At 44.0% G+C, this 18113-nt stretch carries 21 protein-coding genes; 11 read left to right on the forward strand and 10 right to left on the reverse strand.

Annotation, left to right across the window (positions count from 1 at the left end; translation table 11 throughout):
- Positions 1-96: 96 nt before the first annotated feature.
- Entirely contained in the window at positions 97-768 is a 672-nt protein-coding gene (locus tag V1498_RS09450; RefSeq protein WP_409298519.1) for a DUF421 domain-containing protein, read from the forward strand.
- Between the two features lie 165 nt (positions 769-933).
- Complete coding sequence (locus tag V1498_RS09455; protein WP_409298520.1) at positions 934-2355, forward strand: S8 family peptidase; 1422 nt, start codon at positions 934-936, stop codon at positions 2353-2355.
- Positions 2356-2391: 36 nt separating this feature from the next.
- Here V1498_RS09455 and V1498_RS09460 read toward each other — a convergent pair whose 3' ends face one another.
- From V1498_RS09460 to V1498_RS09470, 3 genes are all read right to left on the reverse strand, one after another.
- On the reverse strand, positions 2392-3969 hold the full coding sequence (locus V1498_RS09460; RefSeq protein WP_409298522.1) for an amidohydrolase: 1578 nt from the start codon (positions 3967-3969) through the stop codon (positions 2392-2394).
- Positions 3970-4131: 162 nt separating this feature from the next.
- Entirely contained in the window at positions 4132-4767 is a 636-nt protein-coding gene (locus V1498_RS09465) for an FMN-dependent NADH-azoreductase (RefSeq protein ID WP_409298524.1), read from the reverse strand.
- 93 nt (positions 4768-4860) lie between these two features.
- Complete coding sequence (locus V1498_RS09470; protein WP_409298525.1) at positions 4861-5301, reverse strand: DUF2512 family protein; 441 nt, start codon at positions 5299-5301, stop codon at positions 4861-4863.
- Between the two features lie 390 nt (positions 5302-5691).
- Here V1498_RS09470 and V1498_RS09475 point away from each other — a divergent pair, with 390 nt between their 5' ends.
- Positions 5692-5892, forward strand: a complete 201-nt coding sequence (locus tag V1498_RS09475; protein WP_409288479.1) for a cold-shock protein — start codon at positions 5692-5694, stop codon at positions 5890-5892.
- A 189-nt stretch (positions 5893-6081) separates the two neighbouring features.
- On the opposite strand, the gene V1498_RS09480 is transcribed toward V1498_RS09475, so the two are convergent.
- Complete coding sequence (locus tag V1498_RS09480) at positions 6082-6954, reverse strand: metal-dependent hydrolase (RefSeq protein ID WP_409298527.1); 873 nt, start codon at positions 6952-6954, stop codon at positions 6082-6084.
- Positions 6955-7067: 113 nt separating this feature from the next.
- Between V1498_RS09480 and V1498_RS09485 the strand changes: the two genes are divergently transcribed.
- From V1498_RS09485 to V1498_RS09495, 3 genes are all read left to right on the forward strand, one after another.
- Entirely contained in the window at positions 7068-7676 is a 609-nt protein-coding gene (locus V1498_RS09485) for a DedA family protein (protein ID WP_409298528.1), read from the forward strand.
- Positions 7677-7779: 103 nt separating this feature from the next.
- Positions 7780-8619 (forward strand): STAS domain-containing protein, encoded by an 840-nt coding sequence (locus V1498_RS09490; protein ID WP_409298530.1) that lies wholly within the window; start codon positions 7780-7782, stop codon positions 8617-8619.
- Positions 8620-8663: 44 nt separating this feature from the next.
- Positions 8664-9134: an NUDIX hydrolase gene (locus V1498_RS09495; protein WP_409298531.1), complete on the forward strand. Its 471-nt coding sequence runs from the start codon at positions 8664-8666 to the stop codon at positions 9132-9134.
- Between the two features lie 67 nt (positions 9135-9201).
- Here V1498_RS09495 and V1498_RS09500 read toward each other — a convergent pair whose 3' ends face one another.
- Together V1498_RS09500 and V1498_RS09505 are read right to left on the reverse strand one after the other, a co-directional pair.
- Entirely contained in the window at positions 9202-9294 is a 93-nt protein-coding gene (locus tag V1498_RS09500) for a YjcZ family sporulation protein (protein ID WP_409299238.1), read from the reverse strand.
- 65 nt (positions 9295-9359) lie between these two features.
- A complete protein-coding gene (locus V1498_RS09505) occupies positions 9360-9491 on the reverse strand; it encodes a YjcZ family sporulation protein (protein ID WP_409298533.1) in 132 nt (43 codons plus the stop codon).
- A 753-nt stretch (positions 9492-10244) separates the two neighbouring features.
- On the opposite strand from V1498_RS09505, the gene pssA reads away from it, so the two are divergent.
- The gene (gene pssA, locus V1498_RS09510) at positions 10245-10940 is read left to right on the forward strand and encodes a CDP-diacylglycerol--serine O-phosphatidyltransferase (protein ID WP_409298535.1); all 696 of its coding nucleotides are present in this window, start codon (positions 10245-10247) and stop codon (positions 10938-10940) included.
- 6 nt (positions 10941-10946) lie between these two features.
- Here pssA and V1498_RS09515 read toward each other — a convergent pair whose 3' ends face one another.
- From V1498_RS09515 to V1498_RS09530, 4 genes are all read right to left on the reverse strand, one after another.
- Positions 10947-11096, reverse strand: a complete 150-nt coding sequence (locus V1498_RS09515) for a hypothetical protein (RefSeq protein ID WP_409298537.1) — start codon at positions 11094-11096, stop codon at positions 10947-10949.
- Positions 11097-11365: 269 nt separating this feature from the next.
- Positions 11366-11563 (reverse strand): hypothetical protein, encoded by a 198-nt coding sequence (locus V1498_RS09520; RefSeq protein WP_409298539.1) that lies wholly within the window; start codon positions 11561-11563, stop codon positions 11366-11368.
- Positions 11564-11669: 106 nt separating this feature from the next.
- A complete protein-coding gene (locus tag V1498_RS09525) occupies positions 11670-12356 on the reverse strand; it encodes a hypothetical protein (RefSeq protein ID WP_409298540.1) in 687 nt (228 codons plus the stop codon).
- A gap of 66 nt (positions 12357-12422) precedes the next feature.
- Complete coding sequence (locus V1498_RS09530) at positions 12423-12812, reverse strand: hypothetical protein (RefSeq protein WP_409298542.1); 390 nt, start codon at positions 12810-12812, stop codon at positions 12423-12425.
- Between the two features lie 100 nt (positions 12813-12912).
- Here V1498_RS09530 and V1498_RS09535 point away from each other — a divergent pair, with 100 nt between their 5' ends.
- The 4 genes from V1498_RS09535 (at position 12913) to fdhD (ending at position 17772) form a co-directional block, all read left to right on the forward strand.
- The gene (locus V1498_RS09535; protein WP_409298544.1) at positions 12913-13209 is read left to right on the forward strand and encodes a hypothetical protein; all 297 of its coding nucleotides are present in this window, start codon (positions 12913-12915) and stop codon (positions 13207-13209) included.
- Positions 13210-13361: 152 nt separating this feature from the next.
- Positions 13362-16328 (forward strand): formate dehydrogenase subunit alpha, encoded by a 2967-nt coding sequence (gene fdhF, locus V1498_RS09540; RefSeq protein WP_409298546.1) that lies wholly within the window; start codon positions 13362-13364, stop codon positions 16326-16328.
- Positions 16313-16858, forward strand: a complete 546-nt coding sequence (locus V1498_RS09545) for a DUF1641 domain-containing protein (RefSeq protein WP_409298548.1) — start codon at positions 16313-16315, stop codon at positions 16856-16858. Before fdhF ends, V1498_RS09545 begins: the two co-directional genes overlap by 16 nt.
- Before the next feature lie 119 nt (positions 16859-16977).
- Positions 16978-17772, forward strand: coding sequence for a formate dehydrogenase accessory sulfurtransferase FdhD (gene fdhD / locus V1498_RS09550; RefSeq protein ID WP_409298549.1), 795 nt, complete (start codon positions 16978-16980; stop codon positions 17770-17772).
- Positions 17773-18113 lie beyond the last annotated feature (341 nt).

Here is an 18113-nt window from a genome sequence, read left to right on the forward strand (position 1 = left end):
TTGAAAAGCTCAGTGACTGATCAATTTTTGACTCTATTATAAGAATGGAAATGGATGTTAAGAAACAACCTAATAAAAAAAGGCAGGAAGAACGTCATGAACCATGCTATGGAAATTATAATCAGGACTTTTTCAGCTTTTATTCTGCTGTTGCTGTTTGTGCATATTTTAGGGAAGCAGGTTATTGCCCACAGGACACTTCATCTCTATATTGCTTCCATTACAATGGGGACGATTGGCGGGAATATGGCATTTAATTTAAGGATAGAGTTCGGCTATTTCATCCTCTCGCTCATTGTGATGGGCCTAATTTTCTATTTGTTGAGCAAGGCATCCCGCCTCCCATGGGCAGCTTCCCTCATAAAAGGAAGACCGGCAGTTTTGATTGAGAATGGGCACTTCAAGAAAGATGCGATGAGGGAAACAGGATGCACCCTTGATACATTGGAAGCCATGCTCAGGGAAAAAAATATTTTCCATCTGGGAGAAGTGGAAAAGGCGGTATTCGAAATAAACGGAACACTTTCTGTGTTAAAAAAGAAAAAGTTCCTGCCTTTGAATCGTATAGATTTGGAGGAAATTTGGCCGCCTCGGCAATATCCTGTTGAGATAATCATTGAGGGCAGGTGGGCTGTCCAAGGAGAAACTTCAGAAGAGGAATTGAAGAAAGTAAACGAGGAACTGACGGAGAGAGGCAAAAGCGTTCATGATATTAAGTATGCTGCCTTTGGATCGAGCGGCAGATTATATATATTGGAAAAGGAGTGATAACAGCCAGGGATAGTACGGTTTTCATTAAAACCATAAATAAACTGCTTGCCTGTTTCCGTCAGGGGCTTCTTTTTCCACCATTTAACCAGTGTGTTTCCCAACATGCAAAGGGAGCAAAGAAGACATGCTAATGGGAAACATCAATGCAGGAGGAGTTTGTATATGGGAAGATCCAGAAATTTTTTGATTGCAGCTGCTATTTTGCTGTTTGCAGCTGGAGTTGTTCTTTTGAATGCAGGAAACAGACAGGAGGAGCCGGACCGGCAGGCTGTCAGCGAAAGGTTTCCAGGACGGCCTATGATAGCAGATGTGGAGCAGGGGAAGAAGCCGATCCGGATTAACAGCCTGGAAAGCGGGACCGGACTCAAGGATTATTTGAGGAGCCAGTCAGGGATAACCCTGATCAAGCACAATAACCGTGATGAAAGCCATTATCACGAGCGGGAAGCCACGGTTAAATATAAAGTAAAGCCTGATGCAGAAGAATCGGCGAGGATTGCAAGGGAAATCGACGGAGAATTAATTAAATCTTTCGACCACACTAAAGTGTACAGATCCCGCAGCAAGGATACTGATTTTCTGCTGCAATATTTTAACCATAATCCTAAAGTATTGTACGCTGAGCCCAATTATATCTATATGCAGAATGATGAAAAAAAAGGTCCCAATGACTCCTTATACAGGAAGAATTATCAGTGGAATCTCCATTCTGTAAGGGCGGAAGAAGGATGGGATATTACCAAGGGTGATAAAGGGATTAAAATTGCTGTGATAGACACCGGTGTGGACCTGGATCACCCGGATCTCAAGCAAAGACTGGTCCGCGGCTATAACGTTCTGGCTAAAAATAATAATGCTGATGATGATAACGGACATGGAACCCATGTAGCCGGAATTATTGCTTCAAAGACGAACAACTTAAAAGGTGTTGCCGGACTTACTTGGTTTAACAAAATAATGCCTGTAAAGGTGATGAACGACAAAGGATATGGAAATGCCTTTGATGTAGCCCGGGGAGTCATCTGGGCAGCTGACCATGGGGCAGATGTAATTAACTTGAGCCTTGGGAACTACCAGCCATCGGCCGTCATGAAAGAGGCCGTTCAATATGCTTTTAACAAAAATATTGTGATCACAACAGCTGCAGGAAATGATAATACCGATCAGCCCAGTTTCCCTGCTGCCTATCCTGAAGTGATCTGTGTGGCTGCTGTAGATTATAACGGGAAGAGAGCGGATTTCTCTAATTTTGGGGAATATGTCGATGTTTCAGCTCCTGGTGTGGAAATTCCAAGCACTTACTTCCATAAACAATATGCATCGCTTTCGGGGACTTCTATGGCCGCGCCGCATGTAGCAGCCCTGGCCGGATTGATTCGCTCGGCAAATCCCCGCCTTAAAAATACAGAAGTGATGACGCTCATCAGTAAAAACTCATTCGATCTTGGCAAAAAGGGGTTCGATCCCTATTATGGGAGCGGAGTGATTGATATAAGACGTTCCCTTCAACAGGTAAAAGATCCTGGTGGAGACAGAAATAATAATTTATGGGATGAATTCAGGCAGGCCCTGAATTTTAAATAAAGGTCAGCGGCCCTCTAAAGAGCGGCCGCTGCTGTTTTACGTGGCAGGGAGATATCTGTCAAATATTTTCCTGCCGCCGCAATAAGTCTGAATTACGGAGATTTCATCCAATTCATCAGGAAGGGCAGCAATGATGTCGGAGTCAAGGACTATGAAGTCAGCCCTGTATCCTGCGGAAAGCTGGCCGGTTTTCGAAAACCTAGTAATTTCTGCAGCTTTCTTGGTATAAAGGATAATGGCTTCCTCTGTTGAAATGCGCTCCTCCTGTCCCGCATCTTCACCATTATAGGTTTTCCTTGTCACACAAGCCTTAATTCCTATAAAAGGATCATGGGGGACTGACCAGGCTGTGGCTGGTGCATCAGAGGAGATGCAGACCGGTATGTTTTTATTCAGCATAGTTTTGATAGGGTAAGATTTTCTGGTCCGCTCGATTCCCAGATTAAATAGGTAGCCTTCTATTTCCGCATACAGAAATACAGGCTGAGGAACCATTGCAATACGGCTGGAGGAAGCCATTTCCAGAACTTTGGCGGATGGAAGGGAAGCATGTTCAATCCGATGGCATATCTGGTCTCCTAGCCAATGGCCGGTTTCGGAAAAAACCTGGACTGCCAGCTCAATTGCTTTTTCTCCCATGGCATGAATGGCTGCCTGAATTCCAGCTTTTTTGGCGAATGAACAAAACTGAATCATAACATCCCGTGAGGAAAGGCACAAACCTGTCTGGCCGTCCGTCCCCAGGTAAGGCGGGGATACCCATGCTGTCCGGCCGGTTATGCTTCCATCGGCAAACAGCTTGGCACCTCCAATGAATACCTGGCGGCTGGTATCGGTGCTTATCTCAGATAAAGTGGAACTATCAATTTCTTCCCAGAGGTAAAAGAGGGAGCATCTTTGATGGAAGCCTGCATCGCTTGCAGCGGTAAAAAGTTCAAAATCCCCATTTCCCGCCATCATTTCGGTAACAGATGTTATCCCATATGAAGCAAGTTCGGTGCTTAATGCCAGGAGTTCGCGGACAGACTGAACGCAGTCAGGAGTGGGAGCAAGGGAAGTGACCAGTTTCATGGCTGATTCTCTCAATACTCCGGTAGGGACTCCGTTTTCATCCAAATCTATCCTGCCGCCTGGAGGGGAAGCTGTTTCAGAATCAATGCCCGCCATTCTTAGGGCAGCGCTGTTAGCTATGCACACATGCAGGCAGGAACGGGTTATAACAGCAGGGAAATCACCTGTCACCAAATCCAGATCCCGGCGTGTCAGCAGTCTTTTTTCCAACATCTTTTGTTCATCATACCCCCATCCCCTGATCCATCCATCCGGCCATTCTGTTTCTGTTATTTTCTCCAGAAGCTCTTGATTGGATTTGACAGCAGGCGGAGTGCATGCAAGCTGGCCAAGCGTTTTTGCAAGCATAGCTGCATGCATATGAGCATCTACAAATCCAGGAAGGACTCTTTTTCCCCCTAAATCAATAATATTGCCTTCATTATGAGGCAGGCTGGACATATTGCCGATCCACTTGATGATTCCCTTTTCTATGATCATTGCCTCCGCGTTTGGCTGGTCAGCATCGGATGTGAATATAAGACCATTGATATATGTCTCCATGATCTTCCTCCCCGCTCAAGTAGAATCTCATTATTATATGTGTATGAATGGAGGGAGAAAGTATGATTTTGGCGGTATGGGCACTTCCATAGAGGGCAGAGGGAGCTGCCAGCAAAAAGAGCCCTCCCGCAATAGAGACGGGGAGGGCTCTTTTTATAATGTTTAAAATGAAGCTGCCTTTTCCTTCGCTTCCTCAATACCTTTTTCCTTAATTTCCGCCGCGCGGTCAGGATACTGGTTATGACCTTCAATGAACACACCGTCAAAGGATGGGACACCAAAGAATTCCATGATGAGGGACAGATAACGGTGCCCCATCTCAGAGGAAGCTGCCGGTCCTTCTGAATATACGCCGCCCCTGGCCTGAATGTGGAGGGCTTTTTTATCTGTAAGGAGGCCGACAGGGCCTTGTTCTGTATACTTGAATGTTTTTCCTGCCACACAAATAGAATCTATATAGGCTTTCATAACTGGCGGGAAAGAAAAATTCCAGAGCGGTGTGACAAAAACGTATTTATCAGCGGCAACAAATTGATCCACCAGCTCGGACAGCCTGCCCACTTTGGATTTTTCCTCGTCAGAAAGCTGTTCATACGAAGAGCCTGAGCGGAGCTTCCCCCATCCGCTGAATACATCTGTATCCAGCTGTGGTATATGTTCTTTGTAGAGGTCCACTATTACGACTTCGTCTTCAGGATGCGAGTTCCGGTAAGCATCAATAAATGCCTTCCCGGCTGCCATACTGTAAGATTGTGTTTCATCATGCGGGTGTGCAGAAATATAAAGTACTGTAGCCATGTGTATTCTTCCTTTCACTTTGGAGTGTCTACCTTATTCTGCATTAATTCCTTTTGTCTATACCTGCTAAACCTTACCTATGGAATTCAAGTATTATTTCTTATCTCCAGGTTCTAGTTCCTCAGAGAATTCAGTCCCATAAAGTAGGCCGTGGTTTATGGATGGCTGAGACTCAGGCTTCATCCGTTTTTTATAAGCAGTGCTGTAAAAGATTTTATGGATAAGCACTTCTCCGGCGGTGATGACGGCTGCGGATATAATACTGCCCCAGGCAACCTGGAGATAATTGCCAAGCAATACACTTCCGAACACCCATACCAGCAGATACGATAGGGAAAACTCTAATAGCAATGTATTCCAATTGCCCAGTTTTGATAGAGCGATCCTGTCCGCCAGGATAAAGGTAAATACTACATTAAAGAAACTGAAGGTAAGAATCTCTGAGAATGAAGCATCAAAAAACAAGTCTAATCCAATGGTAAATGCTGCAGCTGAAATAATAAACTTAACCAGAAGAGCGGATAAAAATTTCATCTCTCATTCCTCCTTTAAAAGGATCTTTTCTAAGAATTGTGGGTTTTTAATACGTTCTATGACGAAATTTAATATACTAGTACTGGAGCGAAAGGTACTGAAATTCAATCTGCGATCCAGAACTATTGAATTGGATATTATGATTCAATAAGTCCATAAAGCTGCCTTTTTAAAAGTGTTAACAAATCGCTGCATTTCATACCCGCAAGGCGAAGGGTGAAAAGTGAGCGCAATTTAAATCAGTTTTTATATATCCTCCATTGATTACTGGTTGAGCAGGAAATTTTATAAATTCATGACTACCCGCGTTTAAATATGAGTGATACTGGATATAATACATAGGCAAGTAAATTGCAAATATTTATAGATTTTGCTAGGAGGAAGTAAAAAATGGAACGCGGTAAAGTAAAATGGTTTAACAGTGAAAAAGGATTTGGATTTATTGAGCGTGAAGGCGGGGAAGATGTATTCGTACATTTTTCAGCAATTCAAGGAGAAGGCTATAAGTCCTTGGATGAAGGCCAGGAAGTGACTTTTGACGTTGAGGAAGGCCAGCGCGGACCGCAGGCTGCAAATGTCGAAAAAGCCTGAGTAAGTCTTTTACAGGCTGAAAACGCCTGTTTTGAAATTCATATAAAAAAGACATGGCGGGGCAGTTTCGCCATAGCTCTAATCTCAAAAAAGCCGGAGTCCCAGAACTCCGGCTTCTTTATATTGGGGAAATTTTTTGAACGTATGGCCGTCCATGCTTTTTTTGAACAATCCTGTTATACTAACCTTTTAACGCAGTTCCATATATTCATAAAGGAAAGATTCACCGTTTCTATAAAATCTCGGATCATAAATTCCGAGCTTGCCGCCGCTTTTTTCAATAACCACAAAAGGCGCCCACCGGTAGAGGGTTTCAGCCCTGGGATTCTGCTTAAATAAATCCTTGAGTTCCGACTTAGTTCCATTAGAAGTCAGCTTATAAAGAAGAGAAGGTTCTGTGAAAACAGAATCACTCAGTATATCCACTGTACTGCCGCTCTTGGCAATGACGGTAAACTGCCATGGGACAAACTCTGCTGACAGAGCAACCTGGTCGTACCCGCTTTTGTATTGATTATATATGTAGATTCCCTGAGCTGTCTGGATTGTTATGTGGAGGACGATAACAAGCCATCCCAGTTTATAGATTGTCTGCTCCTTCAGCTGGATCCGGGTTCTGGATATAATAAAGCAGATTAAAAATATGGCCCAAATAACAAAATCGACAATGGATATTGTGCCAAATGTGAGCCTGATATCGGTAAAGGGTTCAAGATATCCAGTGCCCCATGCATTGAATACATCGCTGGTGTTATGTATAAAAACACCCAGCAGTGCCAGGAAGTATATTTTTGGGCTTTTAACCTTAAAGATGAACCTGGCAGCCAGGTAAAAAACAAAAGCCCACACCGGAACCAGTAAGAGGGAATGTGTAATGCCCCTGTGCCACATTTGGTAAAGGCCTTCTGTATCCCAGAGCTGGGAAATAATATCACTGTCCGGGGCCTGGCTCGCTCCAATGGCGGTGAAGAGATATGCGTATTTTTCTTTTTTGGTCATTCCCTCTTTGCTGATGCCCTTATATAAGCCGGCACCGAAAAGGGTATGTGTGATTGAATCCATGTTTCACCCAGCCCTGCTATTTTTTATTGGTCTTTACATCATATACATAAAGATTTTACTGAATTGATCCCCGCCTTCTTTATTAAAGGAGAAAAAATAAATTGGAGGTACCAATGGAACATATTATAACAGAATTTATGGACAGATTTGGGTATCTCGGTATTTTCCTGCTGATTGCCCTGGAAAATATCTTTCCCCCAATACCTTCCGAGATTATCCTTACTTTCGGCGGATTCATGACCACCACAACCGATTTGACTAAAACAGGAGTGGTCATCGCCTCAACCCTCGGTTCAGCAGGCGGTGCAGCCGTCCTGTATGGAATCGGGCGCAAGCTCGGCCTTGAGGGGATAAAACGACTGATAAAAAAGAAGGGGCATTATCTACGGGTGAAAGTAGAAGACATTGATAAGGCAGACGCCTTATTTGATAAACATGGAGGCTGGACGGTGTTTTTTGGCAGGCTGATTCCCTTGATCAGAAGTTTGATTTCTATACCTGCAGGCATGACTAAGATGAATATAACGTTCTTTTTTATCCTTACAGCCGGCGGAACATTGATTTGGAATACAGTACTGGTCAATCTCGGGGCGGCATTCGGTTCTTCGTGGAGAGATATAGCAGGCTATTTTGATGTGTTTGCGAATTTTATCTATCTGATCCTGGCTGCCTTGTTTATTTTGTTCATCTTAACCCTGATAAAAAAGAAGGGAAAAGGATAATGTGCGTCTAAAAGTATTTAGACAATAGGTATGAAAAAAGTTAAAATACAGGATGCTAAGATAGTCTTTATTGCATCCATTAAAAAGGAGATAGAATCCGTTCATGAAGCACGAATTACGTTATATGGGAGAGAAAATTGCAGAAAATTCCCTGGCTCTGGCAAGTGCGGTGTATGAAATTCGGAATAGTACGGAAGATGACCTGATTGAAAAGAAACTTAAATCTGCACAGCATCTCAACTATAGGGCCCAGGTATTTGAATTCTTCGGAGAAGCTCTATATACGGAAGATCAAGATTCAATCCGCCGCAAAGTGGATGAATGGAGCAAGGCCGCCGGCAGCATTTCCATCAACTCAGGACTGTCCTTAAGCCAGGCCCTGAGGATAGTGAGCTCCTATAGAACGGTCCTGTGGGATTTATTTACGGACGAACTGGAGAAGCGGCAATTGGCAGGCATCACGATGCTCGATGTTTCAAAAATTATTGATCCTCTACTCGACAGAATTGGAGCTTCTTTGGGCCATATATATGAGGAACATACAAACCGGCTGATGAAGATAGCCTATTCTGCGCTGGAAGAACTCTCTGTGCCGGTAGTGCCGGTAGCGGAAAAAACGGCCATTATCCCGCTTGTTGGTTCCATTGACACAGAGCGGGCAAAAATGATTATGGAAATTGCACTGACAGAAAGCTCCAAGCTCCAGCTGAGTTACCTTATCCTCGATGTATCCGGAGTGCCGATCATCGATACGATGGTCGCTGACCAGCTGTTCCAAATTATTAATGCATTGGAATTAACTGGTGTTCAAACCTATCTGACAGGCATCAGGCCGGAAATCGCACAGACCATTGTAAGTCTCGGCCTTCGGTTTGACCGCATCCAGACCAGGGCTAATATGAAGCAGGCCCTGTCGGAAATCGGGTTCAGCCTGAAGAGCTGACAGCTTCTCTTCATCTTCATAGGCCTATTAACGGGAGGGAACAGATGGGATATATCATGGATCTAAGAAAAGTGATCGGCACCCGGCCGATCGTCATGCCAGGGGCGGCGGTCCTGCTTATACATCCGGAAAAGGGTCTTCTCCTGCAGCTAAGGACGGATAATTTTTGCTGGGGCCTCGCAGGCGGATCGATGGAGCCAGGTGAAAGTTTTGAAGAGACAGCAACAAGGGAGCTTTATGAAGAAACCGGCTTGATTGCAAAGGAACTGCGGTTGCTTTCTTTGTTTTCCGGAAAGGATTTTTATTATAAGTATCCAAACGGCGATGAAGTCTTTAATGTAATTGCTGCTTATATATGTACCGAATTTGATGGTGAGCTTGAAGCCGGCAGGGAAGAAGTATCTCAGCTTCAGTTCTTCAAACCGGAAAAACTGCCCCAGAACCTGAACCCGGCCGACGAACCAATCATCGGTATATGCATCAGGGATTATTGGGGAGAAAAACAGACCTATTGAACAGCATGATTATGAAAAAGGACAGACTTTGAATCGTCTGTCCTTCGTTTCATTCAGGAAACAAATATTAGTAACCTACAAACGCAGCTCCTACGATAACCAGGAGAATGAATAAAACAACGATTAACGCAAATGCGCTTCCGTATCCGCTTCCACCCACAAGAATCACCTCACAGTTCTCATTATCCTTTTGTCGTGGCAAGTCTCAATCATTTCAATAACTTCTTACGCATAGATTACAGCGCCTATGATTACTAACAGAATGAATAGAACCACGATCAATGCAAAACCGCTGCCATAACCACCGCCGTAACCAGCACCATAATTGCCGTAACCGCCATAGCATCCCCAGCCCATATATCTCACCACCTAAAGGAGATTTAAGGAAATCCTTATGTAATAACTTATGAATCCTGACCGTAAATGTGAGGACATGCAACCAGTTTGTCAAGATTTCCGCATTTACACTATCTAACAAAAAAAGCCCCCGGTAAGGGACCTGGCTGCAGTAGCTAATCCTGAAGCTTTAAGCGGTATTTCTTCAGCCTGCAAAGTGTTAACGTGTGTATATTAAGGACTTATTTTACAGACGGAATTATAATTAATTTCCAAGGAATTAATCATGCCTATCCCTGCATCTTTATTTTCCTGATAACTATCGGGATGCTTTCAAAAAAACCTTCTTTCCCATTATTATGAAGCAGTACTTCCAATTCAACTTCATCTTTTTTTATAAGATATATCTTATGGAAGGTTTTGTAATATTTTTTGTATACTAAGATAAATAGGGATGACGCAAGGGTGGCAACCAAATGATAAGTGAATCAATTGTGTGGAGGGAAGTGGATTATCTGGATTAAATTACTAGTGACAAATTGGATCAATATACTAAAATATTAACTGAAGACAATTAAATAGCTTTAATTGTTTTCTTTTTACTCATGCGGCCAGTCTTCCTTCAAAAGACTGGCCGTTTTTTTTTTCAGCTAGCCATGATTGTTTGGAATTGTTTTTTACCACGTTCTTTTAAGTTAAGGAAAAGATGGGGATTATGTTATATTAAGTAAGGAGAATTAAATGAATTCAGATGTGGGAGAGTGATGGCTTCTCGTGAGGTTAACCAAAAGTATCCCTAATATGTTTACCCTGGGGAATTTATTTTGCGGCTTTTTATCAGTAGGTTATGCAGCCAATGGACAATTCAAGAATGCGGCTGTATTGATCCTGATTGGCATGATGCTTGATAGTATGGATGGAAGGCTGGCAAGGATGCTCAAGGCAGACAGTGCCCTGGGAAAGGAACTGGACTCCCTGGCTGATATTGTGACGTTTGGGGTTGCTCCTTCTTTTTTAGTGTATTATACATACTTTTATCAATTCAAACTGCTGGGCCTGATTGTAGCAGCTCTTTTTCCATTGTTCGGAGCCTACCGCCTGGCAAGGTTCAATATAAGCTCTGGAAAAGTTTCTGCCCATTATTTTGTAGGAGTACCAATCACAGCGGCAGGTGGCATTCTTGCTATATTGACGCTGTTTGGAGATAAAATCCCTAATATTGTCACTACCGTGATTTTTACTGGGCTTTGCTTCTTAATGATAAGCAGACTGAGGATACCCAGCCTCAAGGAAGTGCCCCTGCCTAAGTATGGTACGATTATCACTTTTTTCCTGGGCTGTCTGCTGTACCTGCTGTATCAGGGGAAATATGGGCAGTCTCCCTATTTGATCTATCTGGCAACGCCATTATATGTGGCCTTTGTCGCCTATAGATTTGTCAGGGGAAAGAACAAGAAGGACATGGATTAGCCAGGGTCAATCCAGCTGAGCGGAAAGTACCCCGCAAAGCAGGAGAATATCATCACAGATGATTTCCTGTAATGATCCATTTTCACATTTTTTATATTCTTCAAGCAGATTGGACAACTCTTTGAGAAAAATGACGCGCTCTAATGGGTCTACCATACGGTTCCACCTTTCTGGTAAAGGGTTCATTTCCTATAATATGTACTTTATTGAATTTACATGCACGAGAAGGAAGGGAAATTAAAACAGCGGGGCCGGAGATTATAATAATGAAGAGTCATGTTTTAGAGGGCCGTCTGCTTGACGATTTGCTGTCCTGTCTGTATTCCGGCACATCTGCCAAATGGCGGAACAGCGGCATACAAGGATGATATGGGAGAAAGAAAGGAAGTATGGACGCAGACATCTGGGTGACTGCGTCCATTTTTTTAATGGCGGTGCTTATTTTTTTTGTGATGATTGTTTTGGTGATTGTTTTGCTGTCCGTTACTGTGGGTGTCTGATTGATGTTCCTGACCTCCGGCTATATTCCTGACCGCATCTGCGACCGTATGGGCGGCATTGGAGATAACTCCCATGAACCCGTTATTTTCGTCGTTTCTGCCGTTGTTATTATGAGTTGTCAACTGATTTCACCTCCTGCTATTTAAGATACGAAAAATAGCAGGAGGTTATCCAGCGGCGGTCCTGGAAATATCGGCACCAGGCATAGATGCCATCAATACTAAGGGATCATATGAGAGCCAGCTTGGAAGGATTATTGATTTTGTACCGGATTTCCTTATTCAGCTTTCTGTCTACAATCTTTGCGTCAAATTCAAGCTTTGAACCTTCCGCCAAATCCAGCTTTTTCAGCGTTTTGCTATACCCGCACCAGGCTTCGCCAATATCCACTGTATTTTCCCCGGCAATCCTGACTTTTTCAAGAATAAGAATTTCTTCTTCGGTTTCATTGAAGTGGTTATATTTAGTGGAAAACTCTTTCACCTCTGCTTCAAAATGGACCTTTTCCTCAGGAAGATCAATCTTTTCTGCTTTTTTCTCCTTTTCTGCTCCAGCAGCCGCTGTTCCTTTTCTGCTGGATGATGGCTTAGAGACTGGCAGGCCGTCCGGATTATCGGGTAGGTTCATGGCGGTTTCTCTGCCGAATGTCCCGCTCTGCATTTCTTTCAAATAGGAGGGATGAACGCAATGCAGGACTTCATTTTCAAAGGAGACCACTGCTGTCTCATGATTTCCCGTACTCTCATACCCGGCAATTTTTACTATGTATTGAGAAGATCCCCGCTTATAAAGAAATTCGTGCTTGGCGGTTTTGGCTGCTGAGGAAATCAAGCCCCAGTCCCTGATTTTCTGGATATAGTCCTCTTCATTTTCGAAAGCTATAAAACTTTCCTTTGGCGATATCGTAGTAAACATCCGCATGACCTCCTAGTTTCAATGTTTTAATTGTACAGGAAAACAGCTTAAGCTTCTAACCGGAGATTATTCATCATTACCTGATTCCTGCTCAATATCTTCTATCTTTTCCACAGCTGCATGAAGTTTAATGGCTGCACCGAATAACTCGTCAAGAATATCAAGAAAATAAAGGAATTCTACTTCATTCTTCGAGCATATCTGGATAGCATCCATTATTTCCGAATGAAAGCGTTTATACATTTTTTCATATTTGAGCTGATCCATTTCCCGGATGGTGATGCCATCTATTGATATTCCATGGAAGATAAGACCTGATAATATATGGATAGCTCCTTTTACCGCTTCGGAATCACTTCCTCTGGTTTCCTCCGGATAATAATAGAAAATATCACAGAGGGCAATATAATAACTTTCGAGGCTTTCATCAGATTCCACATGCTCCCGTGCTGCCATTTCATCGCTCCTTTTCACAGCAATATTACACAAACAGCTGTTTCTTAAAGAATAACTTCGGGTAAAAGAAAAAAAGCTCATTACCTGGAGGTTAATTGGAATGGATAATTACGATACATTAATAAGGCGATATATAAATCTTCATGATAATGCTTTCCACCTTACAGCTCAGTTAAGCGAGGTTAACAAGGTCCTGTACAATATTGAGGACGTATTGAAGACTTCCCTGAACGGCAAGAAGTTTACTGACAAGAATGGAAATTCAGGCTATATCATGGCGGCAAAGGATGCCGGTTCAGGCCATGAGGCGAATCACCACGTTCAGCTGGTATATGACGATAATAGTATTACCCAGGTCAGCCTTAATTCACTGAAAAATTTTAAGATTTATGAATAAAAAAATTGCTTGGCTGCCATGCGGCCGGCTATTTTTATGAGCAAAATTCATCATTTTCAAGGGGTTTCTATTCATTTAGGTTTTACTGATTTATGGACAGGGTAGGGGAAATGTTAGAAGGAAAATTTTATTAGGTGAAAGGATGAGGACGCTTGTCAAACCCCATACATGTAAAAGTCAACGGAGTCGAAGTTCCTGCCTCGCAGGACGAAAGGGTCCTTGATTTCTTGACAGACAGCTCGATAGATATACCGCATGTCTGTTATCATCCTGCACTGGGTGCTATAGAAACCTGTGATACTTGTATTGTATCTGTTAACGGTGAGCTGGTGAGGTCATGCTCAACGAAATTAAAAGAAGGAGACAGAATCGATACTGTTTCTCCTGAAGTAAAGCAGTCACAGACGATGGCTATGGATAAAATTCTGTATAACCATGAGCTATACTGCACAGTCTGTGATTATAACAACGGCGGCTGTGAGATACATAATACCGTTAAAGAAATGAAAATAAACCACCAAAGCATACCTTTTGATCAAAAACCATATGAAGAAGACAATTCGAACCCGTTCTACCGCTATGATCCTGATCAGTGTATCCTTTGCGGACGCTGTGTGGAGGCATGCCAGGACCTTCAGGTCACTGAAACGCTGCGCATAGACTGGGATAGAGAAAGGCCAAGGGTCATCTGGGATGATGATGTGCCGATCAATGAGTCATCTTGTGTTTCATGCGGCCATTGTTCCACGGTCTGCCCCTGCAATGCCATGATGGAAAAAGGGATGGTCGGGGAAGCTGGTTTCCTTACAGGAATAGCCAAGCAGACATTAAGGCCGATGATTGAAATCACCAAGGGAGTCGAGACCGGGTACGGGTCCATCCTCGCCATTTCAGATATGGAATCTGCCATGCGCGATGAGCGGATAAAGAAAACCAAGACTGTCTGCACATACTGCGGAGTCGGCTGCAGCTTTGACGTCTGGACGAAGGACCGTGAAATCCTGAAGGTCGAACCGCAGATAAAAGCTCCTGCAAACAGTGTGTCAACATGTATCAAAGGTAAATTCGGCTGGAGCTTTGTCAACAGCGAGGAGCGCCTGACAAAGCCATTGATCAGAGAAGGAGATTCCTTCAGGGAAGCAGATTGGGATGAAGCACTGACCCTGATTGCGTCCAAGTTCTCTGAAATTAAGAGCAGCCACGGCCCGGATGCTATGTCCTTTATTACCTCCTCCAAGTGTACCAATGAAGAATCATATCTCATGCAGAAGCTTGCGCGGAGTGTGATTGGAACGAATAACGTCGACAATTGCTCAAGATACTGCCAGACACCTGCAACAGTCGGGCTACTCAGGACGGTCGGCTACGGCGGGGACTCAGGATCCATAAAGGATATCGCCATGTCCGGTCTGGTCATCATGGTAGGTTCCAACACCTCTGAATCCCATCCGGTTTTATCGACCAGGATCAAGAGGGCACAAAAGCTTCATGGACAAAAGACAATCGTTGCGGATATACGGAAGCATGAGATGGCTGAAAGGGCTGACCTTTTCATCCGTCCAAAACCAGGCTCTGACCTGATCTGGCTGTCTGCTGTAACCAAATATATCATTGATATGGGCTGGGCAGATGAAGATTTCATCAGGGACAAAGTGAATGGCTATGATGAGTATGTTAAGAGCCTGCAAGGTTTCACCCTTGGCTATGCAGAGGATCAGACGGGTATATCCCGCGAAACGCTCATTGAAATTGCAACCATGATCTATGAAGCCAAGTCTACCTGCATTCTGTGGGCAATGGGTGTGACACAGCATATCGGCGGCTCAGATACAAGTACAGCAATCTCCAACCTGCTTCTCGTCACAGGGAACCACGCGAAGCCGGGTGCCGGTGCTTATCCGCTAAGGGGGCATAACAATGTCCAGGGAGCAAGCGACTTTGGCAGTGCACCAGCCAATCTGCCGGGATATGAACCTGTCAGCGATCCAAAGGTCAGGGAGAAATACGAAAAGGTTTGGAAGACGTCAGTACCGTCTAAAATTGGCATGAACAATCATGAGATGGTAGAGGCTATCCACGGAGGCACTTTGAAGGCCATGTACCTGAAAGGCGAAGATATGGGGCTTGTGGACTCTAATATAAATCATGTTCATGCAGCATTTGAAAAGCTGGATTTCTTCGTTGTCCAGGACATCTTTCTTTCTAAAACAGCAGAATTTGCTGATGTGGTTCTGCCGGCAGCTCCGAGCTTTGAGAAGGATGGAACTTTCACAAACACAGAGCGCAGGATCCAGCGCCTATATCAAGTCTTTGAGCCGCTTGGAGATTCCAAGCCTGACTGGCAGATCATAATGGCTGTTGCCAACCGCCTGGGAGCAGGCTGGACCTATCAGCACCCTAGCGAAATCATGGACGAAGCTGCTTCCCTTTCTCCGATTTATGCAGGCGTAAGCTATGACAGGCTCGAAGGATATGACAGCCTGCAGTGGCCGGTCGCCAAAGATGGGACAGATTCACCAGTATTGTATACAGAAGGCTTTAACTTCCCGGATGGAAAGGCTAATCTGTATCCAGTCAAATGGTCCATTCCTCTATCTTTCCCAGAGGAATATGACATCCATGTTAACAACGGACGACTCCTGGAGCATTTCCATGAAGGAAATATGACATATAAGTCAGAGGGGATAACATCAAAAACGCCGAAAGTGTTCTTGGAGGTTTCACCAGAACTTGCAGCAGAACGGGGCCTTGAGGATGGCACATTGGTCCGCCTGACATCGCCATTTGGAAATGTAAAAGTCGAGTGTCTGGTAACGGACCGGGTTCAGGGCAAGGAAGTTTATCTTCCTATGAATGATTCCGGAGATGCGGCAATAAATCTCCTGACGAGCAGTGAAGCGGATAAAGATACCGATACCCCTGCCTACAAAGAGATCAATGCGAGGATGGAAATCCTGAGTCAGGGCGGAAAGAGCCCGCTTCCAAGGATCAACCATCGTAACGGGAATCCACAGCCGCAGCTGGGTGTCCAGGTGCAGAAGAAATGGGCACGAAAGGATTATATCTTCCCTGGAGACCTGGTCAGAAAAGGAGTGGGTGCAAAATGGCAAAAGCGATAAAATCCATTCATCGTATTGAAATTTCAGAAGAGCAGAAGAGGCAGAACGACCTTGAAGAGGTGCAGAATGCACTCATCGATAGCAAGGATAGTATTCTTGAAGTCCTGCAGACCTTGAACCATATGAATGACAGGGGAGTCCTCTCCCTTGTCAGTGCCCTTTTCGGGCAGGGAGACAAGGTCATGGATATCCTGGTCAAAAAGGCTGATACACCGGAAACGGCCAATACAATTAAAAACCTCCTTCTAATGGTCGGTGTTCTTGGAACGCTGAATGTCAGCCAGCTTGAACCTCTGCTCCTCAAGGTCAATTCGGGGATTGCCCGGGTGGCAGATGCCAAGGACACGGAAGAGAAGACCGGAATCTTTGATATCATGCGGGCGCTTAAGGATCCTGAAATCAACCGGTCGGTTACCCTTCTTCTCACATTCCTAAGGGGAATGGGGGAAGAAACGAAAGGGCTGGAAAGGAACACGCAGCTTCCCGAAAGCCAGCTTAAACACCAGAAGCCGGATCATGAAGTCAAATAGAGAAGTTGCAATCAGCATGCCCAAGCGGTATGCTTTTTGCATTACCAAAATTGAATTATACCGTACCTTCAGGCAATTAATATATCTTACAGAATCAGTAAAGCAGGAGATGGAATGGCATGAAACCAGTGGAAGTATCGAGACAGATCATCAGGTATGAAAACGGAATGGCAAGCGGAATAGAAGATACGATCGTCTCGGAATATACGGTGACAGTCAAAGTGAACGGCCAGGAACTGGTTACTATGGTATGCACACCGGAATATATCGAGGATATGGTGATAGGATATTTAACCTCAGAAGGTCTAATTAAAGGATTTGATGATGTTGAAGAAATTTGGGTCCAGGAAAAGGAAGGGTATGTTCATATTCAAGTATCTAAATTGAATCCTTTTTATAAAGATTTGTCCGGAAAAAGATACATTACATCCTGTTGCGGAATGAGCAGACAGGGATTTGTATTTGCCAATGATGCCCTGACAGCAAAAAAGATGCAGAATTCCCAAGTTACACTAAGCCCGGATGACTGCTTCAGGCTGATGAAGGAAATGCAGGAGGGGGCATCCCTTTTCCAAAATACCGGCGGGGTGCACAACGCTGCGCTTGGGACCATTGATGGCCTCCTCTTGAACCGCATGGACATTGGAAGACATAATGCTCTCGATAAAATCTATGGCCACTGCCTGAGAAACGATATATCCATGCAGGATAAGATAATCATATTCAGCGGCAGAATATCTTCTGAAATTCTGCTTAAAGTCGCAAAAATTGGATGTGCGGTTGTACTCTCCAAATCGGCTCCGACAGAATTGGCGCTGGATCTTGCCGAAGAACTCGGGATTACGGCTGTTGGATTTATCAGGAACAGGAGCATGAATGTATACACACACAGCTATAGGATTACAGCTGATTAAGCGGATCGGTTTTTTCGCAGTCCCTCTTCACTTGTCATTGCAAATGATCTTTTGCTTTACTTTGCAATAAAACAAGTGGAGAAGGGGCTTTTTCTGTGGAAAATGGCGGTGCTGTATGGATGATGAGGCATCCTGCAGCCAGGCAGTAACATCATTTAACCTTCTGGCATACCTGTTTTGACTTTCTCCGCTCCACCGCCCTGTTGTGTTTGTTGCTTCTCTTGTTTAGTTCCTATAAATTCACGGGTTACGAGTAGAATACACATATTTTTTTTGTGAAAAAAACGGTCTCTTTTATAAACATTTTTTAAAAAAGTCTCCTTCTCTCCCTGCCCGTATTT

The sequence above is a fragment of the Paraperibacillus marinus genome (assembly GCF_046237605.1).
Classification (GTDB): Bacteria; Bacillota; Bacilli; order Bacillales; family DSM-1321; genus Paraperibacillus; species Paraperibacillus marinus.